The sequence below is a fragment of the Bacteroidota bacterium genome (assembly GCA_039821555.1).
In the GTDB taxonomy this organism is placed as follows: Bacteria; Bacteroidota; Rhodothermia; order Rhodothermales; family Rubricoccaceae; genus JBCBEX01.
Genome location: JBCBNX010000020.1, coordinates 22,824 through 37,080 on the forward strand (window position 1 = coordinate 22,824; position 14,257 = coordinate 37,080).

At 69.0% G+C, this 14,257-nt stretch carries 10 protein-coding genes; 5 read left to right on the forward strand and 5 right to left on the reverse strand.

The features are described from left to right. Positions 1 to 21 precede the first annotated feature (21 nt). Positions 22 to 537 carry a Fur family transcriptional regulator gene (locus tag AAFU51_16235; GenBank protein MEO1572808.1) on the forward strand — a complete coding sequence of 172 codons (516 nt, stop codon included), beginning with the start codon at positions 22 to 24 and terminating at the stop codon, positions 535 to 537. A gap of 144 nt (positions 538 to 681) precedes the next feature. Here the strand turns inward: AAFU51_16235 and der are convergent, their stop codons facing one another. Then, the gene (gene der, locus AAFU51_16240) at positions 682 to 1,986 is read right to left on the reverse strand and encodes a ribosome biogenesis GTPase Der (GenBank protein ID MEO1572809.1); all 1,305 of its coding nucleotides are present in this window, start codon (positions 1,984 to 1,986) and stop codon (positions 682 to 684) included. Between the two features lie 257 nt (positions 1,987 to 2,243). On the opposite strand from der, the gene AAFU51_16245 reads away from it, so the two are divergent. Further along, positions 2,244 to 3,017, forward strand: coding sequence for a hypothetical protein (locus AAFU51_16245; protein ID MEO1572810.1), 774 nt, complete (start codon positions 2,244 to 2,246; stop codon positions 3,015 to 3,017). Between the two features lie 87 nt (positions 3,018 to 3,104). Here AAFU51_16245 and AAFU51_16250 read toward each other — a convergent pair whose 3' ends face one another. Continuing rightward, the gene (locus AAFU51_16250; GenBank protein MEO1572811.1) at positions 3,105 to 4,775 is read right to left on the reverse strand and encodes a thiol-activated cytolysin family protein; all 1,671 of its coding nucleotides are present in this window, start codon (positions 4,773 to 4,775) and stop codon (positions 3,105 to 3,107) included. A 225-nt stretch (positions 4,776 to 5,000) separates the two neighbouring features. Between AAFU51_16250 and AAFU51_16255 the strand changes: the two genes are divergently transcribed. Then, positions 5,001 to 5,591: an ECF-type sigma factor gene (locus AAFU51_16255; protein MEO1572812.1), complete on the forward strand. Its 591-nt coding sequence runs from the start codon at positions 5,001 to 5,003 to the stop codon at positions 5,589 to 5,591. Positions 5,592 to 5,604: 13 nt separating this feature from the next. Next, a complete protein-coding gene (locus AAFU51_16260; protein ID MEO1572813.1) occupies positions 5,605 to 8,349 on the forward strand; it encodes a serine/threonine-protein kinase in 2,745 nt (914 codons plus the stop codon). A gap of 58 nt (positions 8,350 to 8,407) precedes the next feature. Here the strand turns inward: AAFU51_16260 and AAFU51_16265 are convergent, their stop codons facing one another. Continuing rightward, on the reverse strand, positions 8,408 to 9,844 hold the full coding sequence (locus AAFU51_16265; GenBank protein MEO1572814.1) for a S41 family peptidase: 1,437 nt from the start codon (positions 9,842 to 9,844) through the stop codon (positions 8,408 to 8,410). Between the two features lie 145 nt (positions 9,845 to 9,989). Between AAFU51_16265 and AAFU51_16270 the strand changes: the two genes are divergently transcribed. Continuing rightward, complete coding sequence (locus AAFU51_16270; GenBank protein MEO1572815.1) at positions 9,990 to 10,454, forward strand: Lrp/AsnC family transcriptional regulator; 465 nt, start codon at positions 9,990 to 9,992, stop codon at positions 10,452 to 10,454. Here AAFU51_16270 and AAFU51_16275 read toward each other — a convergent pair. Both AAFU51_16275 and AAFU51_16280 read right to left on the reverse strand, forming a co-directional pair. Beyond that, the gene (locus tag AAFU51_16275; GenBank protein MEO1572816.1) at positions 10,451 to 12,898 is read right to left on the reverse strand and encodes a prolyl oligopeptidase family serine peptidase; all 2,448 of its coding nucleotides are present in this window, start codon (positions 12,896 to 12,898) and stop codon (positions 10,451 to 10,453) included. The genes AAFU51_16270 and AAFU51_16275 overlap by 4 nt on opposite strands. Before the next feature lie 127 nt (positions 12,899 to 13,025). Then, positions 13,026 to 14,075, reverse strand: a complete 1,050-nt coding sequence (locus AAFU51_16280) for an ABC transporter ATP-binding protein (protein MEO1572817.1) — start codon at positions 14,073 to 14,075, stop codon at positions 13,026 to 13,028. Positions 14,076 to 14,257 lie beyond the last annotated feature (182 nt).

Below are 14,257 nucleotides of genomic sequence, written 5' to 3' on the forward strand. Positions count from 1 at the left end.
ACCTCGGATCCCCTTGCTGCCATGTCGACCTCCACGCCGCCCCTGCCGGGGCTCAAGCCCGCGTCCGCCCAGACCCAGATCGAGGAGGTACGTCGCCTCTTCAGCGTCTACCTCAAGGAGAACGGGCAGCGGCATACCGCCGAGCGCTTCGCCGTCCTCGACGAGATCTACGCCGAGGCCGGGCATTTCGACGCCGACGAACTGTTCGTCCGCCTCTCACAGCGGGACATCCGCGTCAGCCGCGCCACGGTCTACAACACGCTCGAACTGCTCCTCGACTCCGACCTCGTGGTGAAGCATCAGTTCGGCCGCGCGCAGGCGAAGTACGAGCGCGCCTACGCCTACTGGCAGCACGACCATCTCATCTGCGTCGACTGCGGCGAGGTGCTGGAGTTCTGCGACCCGCGCCTCCACAGCATCAAGGAGACGATGGCGGAAATCTTCCAGTTCGACATCACGCACCACGCGCTGCACATGTACGGCCACTGCCAGCGCGAGACGTGCGAGCACCGGAAGGACGAGCAGGCCGAGGCGTGACTAAGGCGCATGCCTCGCCGTGTGACACTCCCCCCGTTCTCATCGTCTCCCTTCGGTCGCTCTTCGAACTGTCCCCCTCACGGGTGAGGGGGACAGCTTGTGCGCCGTCGCAGGCGTACAAGCGGGGGGAGTCGTGCGGAGCAACTACTTCCGCTTGAACGACAGCGTCAGCGGGACGCCCTGGAACCCGAACGACGCGCGGAGGCGGTTCTCTAGGTAGCGCGCGTAGTCCTCCTTGATGCCCTTCGGGTCGTTGCAGAAGAACGCGAACACGGGCGGCTCGGCGCGGACCTGGCTGGCGTACTTGATCTTGACGTAGTTGCCCTTGTGGCTCGGCGGGTGGTGCGCGTTGATCGCGGCGGCGACCGCCTCGTTGAGCGGGGCGGTCGGGATGCGCTTCGAGCGCTCATCGTAGACGCGGAGCGCTGTTTCGAGGACGCGGTGGGCGCGCTGGCCGGTGTAGGCCGAGATGAACAGGACCGGGACGTAGTCGAAGAGCCCGAGGCGCTCGTGGATGGCGGCGGCGTAGTTGCGCGCCGTGTTCGTCTCCTTGTCCTCGACGAGGTCCCATTTGTTGACCGCGATCACGAGGCCCTTCTTCATACGCTCGGCCTGCTGGAGCACGCGCGCGTCCTGCGCCTCCAGCCCGTCCACGGCGTCGATAAGCAGCACGGCCACGTCGCAGCGCTGGATGGCGCGCTCGGTGCGGAGGGTGCTATAGAACTCGACGTTCTCGCGCACGCGGGCCTTGCGGCGCAGGCCGGCCGTGTCCACGAGCACGACCTCGCGGCCGTGGAAGTCCATCCGCGCGTCGACGGCGTCGCGGGTAGTCCCGGCGATCTCGGTGACGATGGAGCGCTGCGCGCCGAGCAACTGGTTCGTCAGCGACGACTTCCCGACGTTGGGCCGCCCGATGAAGGCGACGTACGGCGCGTCGTCCTCGGGCTCGGGCTCGTCTTCGGGAAGCGCTGCCACGAGATCGTCGAGCAGTTCGCCGGTGCCGGAGCCGTTGATTGCGCTCACCGGGTAGACCTCGCCGAGGCCGAGGCGGTAGAACTCATGCACGTCCATGCGGCGGCGGTCGTTGTCGGCCTTGTTCGCGACCACAAAGACCGGCTTCTCAGTGCGGCGCAGCACGTCCGCCATCTCCGCGTCGAGATCGGTGATGCCGACCGTCGTGTCCAGGACAAACAGGATCGCGTCGGCCTCCTCCAGGGACAGCAGCACCTGCTCGCGGATCGCGGCCTCGAAGCGGTCGTCAGAGCGCGCCACGAAGCCGCCCGTGTCCGTGAGATCGAAGGTGCGGCCGTTCCACTCGACGTCGCCGTAGACGCGGTCGCGCGTCACGCCGGGCTCGTCGTGCGTGATGGCATGGCGCTCCTCAGTGAAGCGGTTGAAGAGCGTCGATTTGCCCACGTTGGGGCGACCGACGATGGCGACGAGGGCCATGGGGGAAGAGGTATGGACGTGTGGACAGTGTGGACGCGTGAACGTGAGCGCGCTCTGGAAGATCGGAGCCGACGGCGAAGGGACGAAGGAAACGACGGCCTACCCAGGACAAAGGGCCGGGGACCCTCGACTAAAAACAAAGGAGTACGCCCTGTGACACACGGATGACACCGGCTATCCTGACCTTAGAAACACGCGCGCGCGAGGTCCCCTCCAACTACCTCGTGCTGCCTCCTTCAACCCGACGCCTCCGACCCATGTCGCAGCCCGTTCGCCCCCTCGATTCGCAGCAAGCCAACGCGCCCCAGAGCACGCCTCCGGTCGATCCTAGCACGGTCGATCCGAAGGCGCTCTTCCACGGCCTCCACAGCGGCCCAGCCTACGCGCCCCCTTACGAGTCGCCGCTCCACGACGAGCTGGCGTGGCACCTCGTGAAGTACCTCCACGAGGACGCCGTCGTGCACGCAGGGGCGGAGCTAGAGACGCCCGGCGCGTTCTTCACCGTCGACTTCCTGATCGAGGCCCCGCCGCCGATGGTAGAGCCGCGCTCGCAGGGGCGGCCGCGTCGCATCGCCATCGAGATCGGCGGCGCGCGCGACCCGCGTGCCGAGCGGCTGCGCCTCCGCCGCGACGCCACGCTGCTTGCCTCGGGCGCCGTGGACGCGCTCTACCGCCTGCGCGGCTCCGACCTCGTCTACCACCTCGAAGACGTGCTCTTCATGGCGAGCCGCTGGGACGACCACGTCTTCTCCGAGCGCGGCCGCATCAACCTCACCACGCTCGCGTCGTGGGAGGCCAAGACGCTGCGCCTGCGCCCCGAGCAGCCGTCGGCGCTCGTCACCTACGTCGTCGATCCCGAGTCGGAAGACTACGCCGACCCCGTGGTCGCAGAGGAGCACCTCTGGCACGCGGCCAACGACAGCAGCCCGTTCGTCTTCGTCCGCCGCCTCGACCGGAAGTACCCGGACGTGTGGCAGGCCTACGCCGAGGCGCCCGCCGTCGCGCCGCAGCGCCTCCGCCGTACGGGCTAACACCGACGCGGGGCTACGAGCAGCCTGCCCGTAGCCCCGCGAGTTCGTCGCCGCGTGCTCCGAAAGGCAACGCGACGGGCACGCCGATCACTCTACCTCGGCGGTGTAGTCGAGCTCGACGATGCACGTGTCGTCGTTGCGCACGCGGATCGTGAGCGGCTGCGTCGGTTCATCCGCGAGGTTGGTCCATCCCGTCGGGCCGAACACGTGCGTGCGGGTGCTGCTGCGGTTGAGGTCGTTCGTGTTAGGCGAGCCGAACGGCGGGTCGTCCCACTCCTTCGCGCTGAACTTGACCGCGAACGTGTTACCGTCGCGGCGCTCGGCGTTGAACGTGATCTCCTCGTCGATGTCCTCCGTGCCCGGCGCCTCGATTTCAAGCGGCGAGTTTCGCGACCCAGCGCTGTCCCCGCCCTCCCGTGCTCCGCCGTTGAGCACGTCTACGTCAAATTCGAAGTCGCCGGGGCCCGCGTCGCAGTCGCGGACGGCGCGGTAGCGCAGGAGCGTCACGGTGACCGAGTCGAACGTCTGCGCGGACGAGCACTCGCGGGCGGTGTATTCCGTGGTGTAGCCCAGCTTCGCGAGGCTGTCGTCCTTAAGGAACTTCACCGCATAGGCGATCGGCTCGCCGGGGTTGTTGGCCGAGAAGATCGCGTTTTCGCCCTCGATGACTTGCGCGAGGTCGCCCGGACTCGGGCTGGAGAACGCGCTCGGGTAGTCGCCGGGGTTGCCGCCGAGCACGGTCACCTCGACCGACGACTCCTGAAGGATGTTCTCGTACGTGGCCGCTAGGTCGCCGTCGGTCACCGAGGCCCCCGTGGCATAGCGGAAGGCCGCCTCCACGTCGGCGGCCTGGTACGACGACGAGGTCTCCATCTTGAAGAGGATGATCCGCCCGTACGACACCTCCGAGACGTAGGCGGGCGGCGCGCTGCTGCTGAACGCCGCCTCCACCTGGTTGAGCGACACGCTCGGCGCAAACACGTCCTCGGGCCGCTGCCCGTTCTCGATGACGTACTTCACCTTGTAGAACACCTGCTTGTACGACGCGAACACGACCTGGCGCTCGGACGAAGCAGTGTAGCTGAACTGCGACTCGACGTCGCCCGTGGCCCACGCGACGTTGAGCCCGATGTCGAGCGAGACCTGTTCCGAGGAGTACGCGGTCTGCACCTCGCTCGTGGACGCGCCGGAGTTGACGTAGCCGCCGTCGCGGTTGTTTTGGCTCGCGGCGAGGTTCGTCAGCCAGAAGTCGAGTGCCTCGTCGACGGCGGCGTTGACGTTGCCCTGGTCCGGGTCCTCGACGATCACGTTGCCCTCGGCGCCGATGCCGGGCAGGTCGACGAGCAGCTTCATCGGCGCGCGCTCGAAGCGGGCCAGCTGCGGGATGCCGTCCAGGAGGCTCTGGTTGGCCTCGACGAGCGCGCCGGGCCAGATCTCGCCGGGGTTGCCGAGGATGGCGACCTCGCTGAAGTTGGTCCGGAGGCTGAAGGGCGTCGCCACGCACGTCAGCGTCTCGTTGCCGATCTGCTCCGTCTCTGTCTCCGAGTCGCCGGCCGCGCCCGCGCCCGTGGTCGGCTGGGTGTTGAGGAGCGCCTCGGCGTCGTAGGTGAGGCCTTGGATGAAGGCGCCGACCGAGGCGTCGCCCGCGCCGGGCCCGCCTGGGTCGGGATCGGCCGCGTCGCAGCCGACGAGCACGAGGGAGAGCGCAGCGGCGAACGCGAGCGCAGATCGAAGGACGGGGAAGCGAGGGAGGGTCATAGCTGGCCGGGGTTGGCTGATCGGAGGTGGTGGCCGCGCCGCCGTTGCAGAGGCCGCGCTCAGAGGGGGACACACCAGATTGCCGCTAAGGTGATAACGCTTCATGGTTTCTTGATAAAAGCCAGGGCGCAGACCTCGTGCGCCTTGCACCACGCACCGTCTGCGCGTAGTCTTGGCCCCGCACCTAGCCCACGCTCGCGTGGTCTGCCTCAGTCCCGAATTCCCATGTCCAACCGCAGGGACCACGTCACGGCGCTGCTCGTCGAGCTTAGCCGAAGCAACCGGACGGCGGTAGACGCGCTGCTGCCGCTGGTCTACGACGAGCTGCGCGGGCTGGCACACCGCCAGCTCCGCAACCAGCGCGCCGGGCATACGCTCCAGACGACGGCGCTCGTCCACGAGGCCTACCTCAAGCTCATCCATCGGGACCGGGCTACGTGGGAGAGCCGCGCGCACTTCCTCTCGGTGGCCGCGATTGCGATGCGGCAGATCCTCATCAACTACGCGCGCGAGCGCCGAGCGGCCAAGCGTGGCGGCGGCCAGGCTCTCGCCACCTTCAACGACGAGCTGATGGGCGACGAGGCGCTCATGGGCGGACGCACGACCAGCGCCGACGACCTGATCGCGCTCGACGAGGCCCTCGACCGGCTCGCCCTGCTGAGCGAGCGACAGAGCCAGGTGGTGACGTACCGCTTCTTCGGTGGGCTGACGCACGAGGAGGTCGCCGCCGTGCTCGGTTGCTCCGTGCCGACCGTCCGCCGCGACTGGCGCATCGCGAAGGCATGGCTCACCCGCGAACTGACCCGCGAACCTTGACCTCGTCACAGCCATGACTCCTGATCGCTGGACGCGTGTGCAGGCGCTCTTCGAGGCCGCGCTCGGCCAGGCCCCGGCCGACCGTGCGGCCTACCTCCGCGCGGCCTGCGACGGCGATGCGGGGCTCTTTGAGGAGGTCGCCTCGCTGCTGGACGCGGACAACGATAGCCTCCCGATGCTCGACGGGCTTGCCCTCGAACACGCAGAGGACCTCCTGCCAACCGCCACCCCCGACGACGAGGTGCCCGCGTTCGAGGGCACCGTCATCGGCGCGTACCGGCTCCTCCGGCTCCTCGGCGAGGGCGGTATGGGGCTGGTCTACCTCGCCGAGCGCGCCGACGGGCTCTACGAGCAGCAGGTCGCGCTCAAGCTCATCAAGCGGGGCATGGACTCGGCGCAGATCGTGCGCCGCTTTGAGGTCGAGCGGCAGATCCTCGCGCGGCTCCAGCACGCCCACATCGCCCGCCTCCTCGACGGCGGCCTCACCGACGACGGGCGGCCCTACTTCGTGATGGAAGTCGTGGACGGCGAGCCGATCGACGTCTACTGCGACACGCACCGGCTCACGGTCGACGAGCGGCTCAACCTGTTCGCGACGGTCTGCCAGGCGGTCGTCTACGCGCACGCCAACCTCGTCGTCCACCGCGACCTCAAGCCCGAGAACATCCTCGTCACGCCCGACGGCACGGTGAAGCTGCTCGACTTCGGCATCGCCAAGGTGCTGCAGGACGACGACGATGTCACCCGGCTCACGCAGGTTGGCGGACGAATCCTCACCCCGGGCTACGCTTCGCCCGAGCAGCTCCGCGGCGAGGTGATCGGCACGGCGTCCGACATCTACTCGCTCGGCGTCGTGCTCTACGAACTCCTCGCCGGACAACGACCGCCTGCCGCAACCGGGGAAGCCTATTCGCAGACGCTCGCGACGACGGAGCCGGAGCGGCCGTCCACGGCGGTGAGCCAGTCCCCGGGCGAGCAGGCCACGACCGTCAGCACCGCGCGGCGCACGCAGCCCGATAAGCTCCGGCAGCGGCTCGCGGGCGACCTCGACGTGATTTGCCTCAAGGCGCTGCGCTCGGAGCCGGAGCGCCGCTATGGCTCGGTGGAGGCCTTCGCCGAGGACGTACGCCGCCACCGCGTGGGCCTGCCCGTGCTCGCGCGGCCGGACACGGTCGGCTACCGTGTGCGGAAGTTCGTCCAGCGACATCGCACCGGCGTGGCGCTCACCACGGTGACAGTGCTCGTCATCGCAGCGCTCGTCGGGTTCTACACGACGCGGCTAGCCGAGGAGCGCGACCGGGCCCAGATCGAGGCCGCCAAGGCGCAGCAAGTCGCGGCGTTCCTGCAGGATCTCTTCGAGGTGTCCAGTCCCTCGCAGTCGCGCGGCGAGACGGTCACGGCGCGCGAACTCCTTGACCGCGGCGCGGAGCGGCTCGACGCCGACCTCGCGGACCAGCCCGAGGTGCGCGCCACGATGTACGACGTCGTCGGGAGCGTCTACCGCGAACTCGGCCTCTACGACGACGCGGCGTCGCTGCTCCAGCAGGCGCTCACGACCAAGCGCGATGTCTATGGCGCCGACGCTGCCGAGGTGGCTACGACGCTCACCCAGCTCGGCATCACCCACCGCGTGCAAGGCGACTATGCCGCCGCCGACTCGGCCTACCGCGCCGCGCTCGCCATCCAGCAGGCCACCTACGGCCCCGAGCACGCCGACATCGCCGAGACGCTCACCAACCTCGCGGTCGTCGTCCGTCGGCAGGGCGACCTGCCTCGCGCGGAGACGCTCGCCCGGGAGGCGCTGGCGCAGCGCATTCAGTTTCTCGGCTTCGATGACGAGGAGGTGGCCGGCTCGATGAACAACCTCGCCGTCATCCTGTCGCTGCAGGGCAAGATGGAGGAAGCCGACTCGCTCTACGCGCTGGCGACGGGCGTCCTCCGGCGCACCGCCGGCGACCTCCACCCCGGCGTCGCGTCGATGCTGAACAACCGCGCCTACATCCGGGGCCAACTCGGCGACCTCCCGGCGAGCGAGGCGCTCTACCGCGAGGCGATCATGGCGAAGCGCAGCCTGCTCGGACCCGATCATCCAGGCCTGGTACGCAACCTGAACAACCTCACGAGCACATTGATGAGCCAGGAGAAGTACGCTGCTGCCGACTCGGTACTCGCCGAGGCGTTTACCATTAGCGAGGCGGCCTTGCCCGATGCGCATCCGGATGTCGGTATAAGTCTCGCGCACCGGGGACGCCTTCGTGCGGCCCAGGGGCGCGCAGCCGAAGCCGGACGTGACTTTCTAGCCTCGATTGATGTGCGGCGAGACGTATACGAGGCTCCGCACCATCGGATTGCGTCAAGCCTGCACGGATTGGCCCAGGCACTCTCCGATCAGGGGCGCCATGCCGAGGCCGAGGCCACCCAGCGCGAGGGACTAGCGATGAGCCGTGCGCTCGAACGCGAAGCTGACATCGCCCGCGACCTGCGCTCCCTGGGCGACATCCTGACCGCGGCGGGCCAACACGCCGCCGCCGAGCCGGTGCTGCGCGACGCCCTCGCCCGCCACGTCGAGTTGTTCGAGGCGGTCCACCGCGAGGTCGCGTTGACGCAGGTCAGCCTGGCGCGGGCGCTCATTGGGCAGGAGCGCACCGATGACGCTGAGGCGCTGCTGACCGAGGCGTGGCCAACACTCGAAGCGTCTGCGGGGCCGCGCACGCCCCTCCGCGATGCGCTGGCGCTGCTCGCGGATCTTCGTGAGTGACAGGGCGATACGGCCGCGGCCTACCGTGCTCAACGGCCCGCGCTGGACATACTGACGCTCAGTTCGACCCTGATTCCAATCGATCGGTCAGCGCGCGCAGCGCGTCGAGGTGCCCGTCGAGGCCCGCCTTGAACATGGGGAGCGGCTGCTCCGGCGCAATGCCGACGCGCTCCCAGAGCTGGCCCTCGGCGTCGAGGTAGACCTCGTTGGAGAGCGTGAGGAGCCAGCCGTTGGGGAGCACGCGGAAGAGCACATCGGAGAGCGCCCCCCGCGTGGTGTAGCCGGCATGCGTCACCTGCGGCAGCGCACGCATCTCCATCGTGAACGTCTCGGCGGCGCTCACCGTCACGTCGCTCGTGAGCACCACGACGGGCTTCGTGTAGACCGTTGCTGCCGGCGTGATGGTGAACGACTGGCGCGTGTCGGCCTCCGCACGGTGGGCGTATTTCGTCAGGCCGAGGGTAGGCTCGGCAGCAAAGTGCGCGGCGATGGCTAGGCTAATCTCGTCGTAGCCACCCTGGTTGAGCGCTACGTCTACAACCAGCGCGTCTGTGTCGGCGAGGTCGGTGAGAGCCTGGGTCAGGACGGTGGCGACCGCGGCCACCTCCTCCGCGAAGGATGGATCTTCACCGTCGTCGGCCTCCTCGGCGAAGCCACCCATGCCGGCGATGCTCAGATAGCCGATGCGTCCCTCGTCTCCTCCAAAGCGTCCCCAGAAGACGTTGCCGCCGCTGGCCGTCTCATAGGCGCTGCCCAACAACTCGTCGCGGATGGCCGTGCGGTTGTCGAAGAACCAGCGGTTGCCAAACGCGCCGCGCGAGTCGACGTAGTCCTCCGCGGTTGTGTCTTGGGCAGCGAACCCGGCTCGTAGGGCGGGCCAGAGCACGGGCGCGGGCTTGCCGCCGTAGCGCCGGGTCTCCCCGTCGGACTCACCGCGTAGCGTCAGGTGGTCGTCCTCCAGGCCCTCAAGGAGCGCCACGAGCGCGTCGAAGAGCGCCCGGTCCGAGGTCGAGTCCGTCACCGTCGGGGCTACCTCGGCATAGCGTGCCTCCCAATCGACGCCGTGGAGGTCGAAGAAGGCAAAGTGTTCATTCATGACGGTCCAGGCATAGTCCAAGACCGCGCGCGGGTCGGAGGGGGGCGAGGTGGCGCAGGCCTCCGGCACCGCGTTGATGCGGTCGAGGGTGTAGCGGGTCGAGTTGGCCTCGCGAAAGGACGCGGTGAGCACGTCTCGCCCGTCGGCGTCGGTGCGGAGGGCATAGACGCGCACGATGTCGTCGGCATATTCCTCTGTGAACGGGTCGCGGAGGCAGCCCGCAGCGCCCACGTCGTAGACCGCAACAGTGTCGGGCTGAATGTCGAGGACCCAGCCGTAGCCTCGGCTTTGCCAGGTGCCGACGAGATCTGGGGCGAAGCCGTCGGCGGTCTCAGCGGGGCGCCAGTCTTGCGAGAGGGCTGTGGGAGCTACGAGGAGTAGGAGCAACAAGAAGCGCATCAGAATCGGGATCGGAGTGTGTTGAGATGACCCAGGCTACGTGAACACCCCTGACGAGTTGAGCCGGAAATCGTCATCGAGCCGCTGAATTCCGCCGTGATACGTAGGTTGCTCGGTGCAATTCGCCACCAGACGCCTCGCTCTCATGCTCGACGCCCTCGACCGCGCCCTGCTGACCGAACTCCAGACCGACAATCAGCAGACGCACGCGCAGCTGGGCGCGAAGGTGGGACTCTCGGCGTCGTCCGTGCGGCGCCGGCTGACGGCCCTGCGCGCGCGCGGCGTGATCGAGGCTGAGGTGGCGATCCTCGCGCCCGAGACGGTCGGCGTGCAGGCTATCGTGCTGGTCACCTTCGGCGAGGAGTCCGTCGAAGGGGACGACGCCTTTCGCGAGCGGATGCGCGCTGCGCCGGAAGTGCAGCAGTGCTACTCCGTCGCGGGCGACGTCGACTACGTGCTCGTGGTCCACGCGCCGGACCTGGCGAGCTACGAGTCCTGGGGCAAGCGCGTCCTGATGGCCGACCCGACGATTCGTCGCTACGACACGCACCTCGTCTGGTCCCGCGTCAAGTTCTCAACCGCGCTCCCGCTCGACAGGAGCGCTGGCTAATCCGCAGCCTCGCCCTCCGCACCGCGCTCCGGCCCGACGCTCTCCTCGATCAGCTTGAGGATGCGGCGGTACTCGTCCGTCCAGCTCGTCGGCTCGGTGAAGCCGTGTGGCTCGACGGGGTAGATCGCGAGCTCCCAGTCCTCCTTGCCGAGCTCGATGAGGCGTTGCGAGAGCCGGAAGATGTCCTGCGGCTGCACGTTGTCGTCGATGAGGCCGTGGCACATCAGCAGCGGGTCTTCGAGGCCGTCGGCGAACTCGATGGGGCTGGAGCGCGCGAACGCGACGGGGTCCTCGGCGGGCGTGTTGAGGATGTTCGACGTGTAGACGTGGTTGTAGTGCGCCCAGTCGGTGACGCTGCGGAGCGCTGCGCCGCCGCCGAAGTGCTCGGGCTCGGTGAAGAGCGCCATCAGCGCGATGAAGCCGCCGTAGGAGCCGCCGTAGATCGCCACGCGCTCGGACGGGATGCCCTCGCGGAGGCCCAGCCAGCGGCTTGCATCGACGTAGTCCTGGAGGTCGCGCCCGCCCATGTGGCGGTAGATCGCCGTGCGCCAGTCGCGGCCGTAGCCCGCCGAGGCGCGGAAGTCGAGATCGAGGACGACGTAGCCGCGCTGCGCGAGGAGGTGGTGGAACATGTACTCGCGGAAGTAGCTGCTCCACCAGCGGTGCACGTTCTGGAGGTAGCCCGCGCCGTGGACGAAGAGCACCGCCGCGCCGTTGGGCTCCGCGCCGAACTCCTCGGGCCGGTAGATCCGTGCGGGGACGAGCGCGCCGTCGGACGCCGGGATCTCGATGATTTCGGGCGCGCGCCAGCCGTGGCTCAGCCAGTCCTCCGTGGGCGAGTCGGTGACGCGGACAGGCGCGCGGGCACCGTCACGGGTGAGTTCCTGGATGTAGACCTCGGGCGGGTAGTTCGCGGCGGAGTAGAGCAGCGCGAGCGTCTGGCCGTCGGGGCTGAGCGCGAAGTCGTTGCGGCCGCGCAGGCTTGTGAGCTTCGTCCGCACGCCGCCATCGACGCCCACCCGGTAGACGTGCCGCTCGTGCGGCGACCCCTCGCTCGACTGGAAGACCCACGTCCGGCCGTCGCGCGTGAGCTGCGGGTCGAACACCTCGAAGTCGCCGCGGGTACGCTGGGTCACAGTGCCCGTTGTCATGTCCACGTCGTAGAGGTGGCTGAAGCCCGTCGCCTCGCTCTGGAACCAGAAGCGGGCGTAGCTCCCGTCTCGCTCGGGAATCCAGCCCACGGTGTTCTCGAAGCCGAACCATGGGATGCCCGGCCCGGCGATCCACGCCTCGTCGCGCTGCCGGTCGAGCAGCGTCACGCCGCCCGTTACGGCGTCGAGGCGGGCAATCCAGCGGTCCTTGTTGTCGTCTGCGCGGGCGATCACGACGGCGTGCGCGCCGTCAGGGCTCCAGAACGGGCCATAGGGAGTGAGCACGCGTGAGGAGTCGGTTTCCTGGCCTTGCTCCCGCTCGTAGTCAGCCGCGTCGAAGGCACCGGGCAGCGTGGTCAGGTCGACGGCATAGGTCGTGTCGCGCGTGAGGTCCTGGATGTGGAGCACGGGCTTCGCGCCGGGGCGGCCCACCTTCGGGCGTGCGCTGATCTCCTCCGCGTAGCCGGACACGGTGACGTAGTCGGTCATGCCCGTGCGCGTCTGCTCGACGGGGTCGGCGAGGACAAACGTGGCGTAGCGCCCGCCGGGGCTGAGTTGGAGCTGGCTGACGCGCTTGCCGCCGTAGTAGTAGGGCATCGGCAGGCCTTGCGCGGCGGCCTCGCGGCCCGAGGCGGTCTCGGCGAGCGTGTCGCGGCGGTCCTGCTCGCGGAGCACATCGAAGAGGCGCGTCTGCTGCTCGGCGAGATAGGCGTCCTGCTGGCTGGGCTCGCGGTCGCTCGGTGCCGTCCCGCTGCGGAGGTCGGTGAGTTGCGCGAGCGTGCCGCTCGATCGGTCCATCCGGAAGACGTTGCCGTCGCGTTCGAAGACGATGCCCGTGCCGTCGGGCGTAAAGCGCGGGTCGGACTCGCGGGCGGTCGTCGCGGTCAGGCGCGTGAGCCGGTCGGCGTCGCCCCCGTCCATCGGCAGAGCGTAGCGGTAGAGGTCGCCGTCGCGGGCGAAGACGCGGTGGGCGAAGTCAGGGCTGTAGGCGAGGCGGTCGGCGTGCCAGCCGCCGAAGCGAGGCGGCAGCGCGCGGCGCTCCTCCGTCGTGGCCTGCTCGGGCGCCCCGCCGTCGAAGCGGAAGAGCGAGTCCGCCTCGTAGCTGCCTCTCGGGTTCCAGCGGAAGTAGACCGCCTCGCCCTGGTCGGTCCAGAACACGTCCGTGGGCCATGCACCGATCCAGGTCGCCGGGTCCTGCATGATCTCGGCGACGGTCAGCGGTGCTGTCGTGTCCGGTGCTGTCGTGTCCGGTGCCGTCGCGGGTTGGGCCACGAGCGCAGTGGCGTGAAGCAAAGCGGCAACGAGAAGGAGGGCGGCGAAGCGGGGCACAGGGGGCACCAGAAGGGAAAACAGGCAACGCCGCGCAACTTACGTTCGCGCTGCCCCGCCTTGAGTGCCCACAATCGTGCTCCGTAGCGCCTCAGCGGGCGGCTTTCTCCAGGACCACCGCGGGTTCGAGCGCGCGCACCCAGGCCGTATCGCCGACCGCGAACGCATGGCGGTTGTCGGTATGGACGAGGCAGTCCACGGCCCCGAGCTGCACGCGGTAGGTGACGTCGTGGCCTTTGAAGGAGCGAGCCGTCACGAGGCCTTGGCGGCAGTGGTCGGTCTCCGGCGTGAGCGTGAGGCTCAGGTGCTCGGGGCGGAGCGACACGAGCACCGTGCCCTCGGCTTCGCGGTGGAGCGTCAGGTGGCCGAGCACCGAGTCGGCCTGGATGCCGTGCGCCTCGGTGAGCATGAGGTTGGTCTGCCCGAGAAACTGCGCCACGAAGAGCGTGCGGGGGCGGTGGTAGACGTCCTCCGGCGTGCCCATCTGCTCGATGCGCCCGCCCTGCATCACGGCTACCCGGTCGGCGAACGCCATCGCCTCCTCCTGGTCGTGCGTGACGAGGACCGCCGTGGTGCCCTCGCGCTGGAGCCAGGCACGTACGTCGCGGCGCATCTCGGAGCGCAGGAGCGCATCGAGGTTGGAGAACGGCTCGTCGAGGAGGAGCAGGCGCGGGCGCGGAGCGAGGGCGCGGGCCAGCGCCACACGCTGCTGCTGGCCGCCGGAGAGTTGGTGCGGCGCCCGGCTCTCCATGCCGTTGAGCCCGACGAGCCGCAGCACCTCGGCGACGCGCGCCTCTCGGTCGGCCCGCGCCCATCGGCGGAGGCCAAAGGCGACGTTCGCCGCCACGCTCAGGTGGGGGAAGAGCGCATAGTCCTGGAAGACGAGCCCGATACCACGCTGCTCCGGCGGCACGAACGTCGCCGCGTCGGCGAGCACCCGGCCGTCGAGGTGGATCGTGCCCGCGTCGGCGTGCTCGAAGCCCGCCACGAGCCGCAGCGCGGTCGTCTTGCCGCAGCCGCTCGGGCCGAGGAGCGCAAACAGCTCGCCCTGCGCCACGTCGAACGCCAGCGCGTCCACGACCGGGAGTCCGTCCGGCGTGAACCGCTTCGTGAGGCTGTCTACGATGAGCAGGGGAGACATCGGTATCAGGAATGCAACGACGGGCTCGAAAGAGCGAGGCCGCCGATGGTTTCGGACGCGGCGAGGTCTAGGCCACAGCTTCACCGACGCAGCGGGGCAGAGAGGTCCCGCGTTGTACGGTGCCACGTTGTAAGGAAATCCTTACACGGTCCCGACGGAATGGCGGACAGCGTCCTGGCACC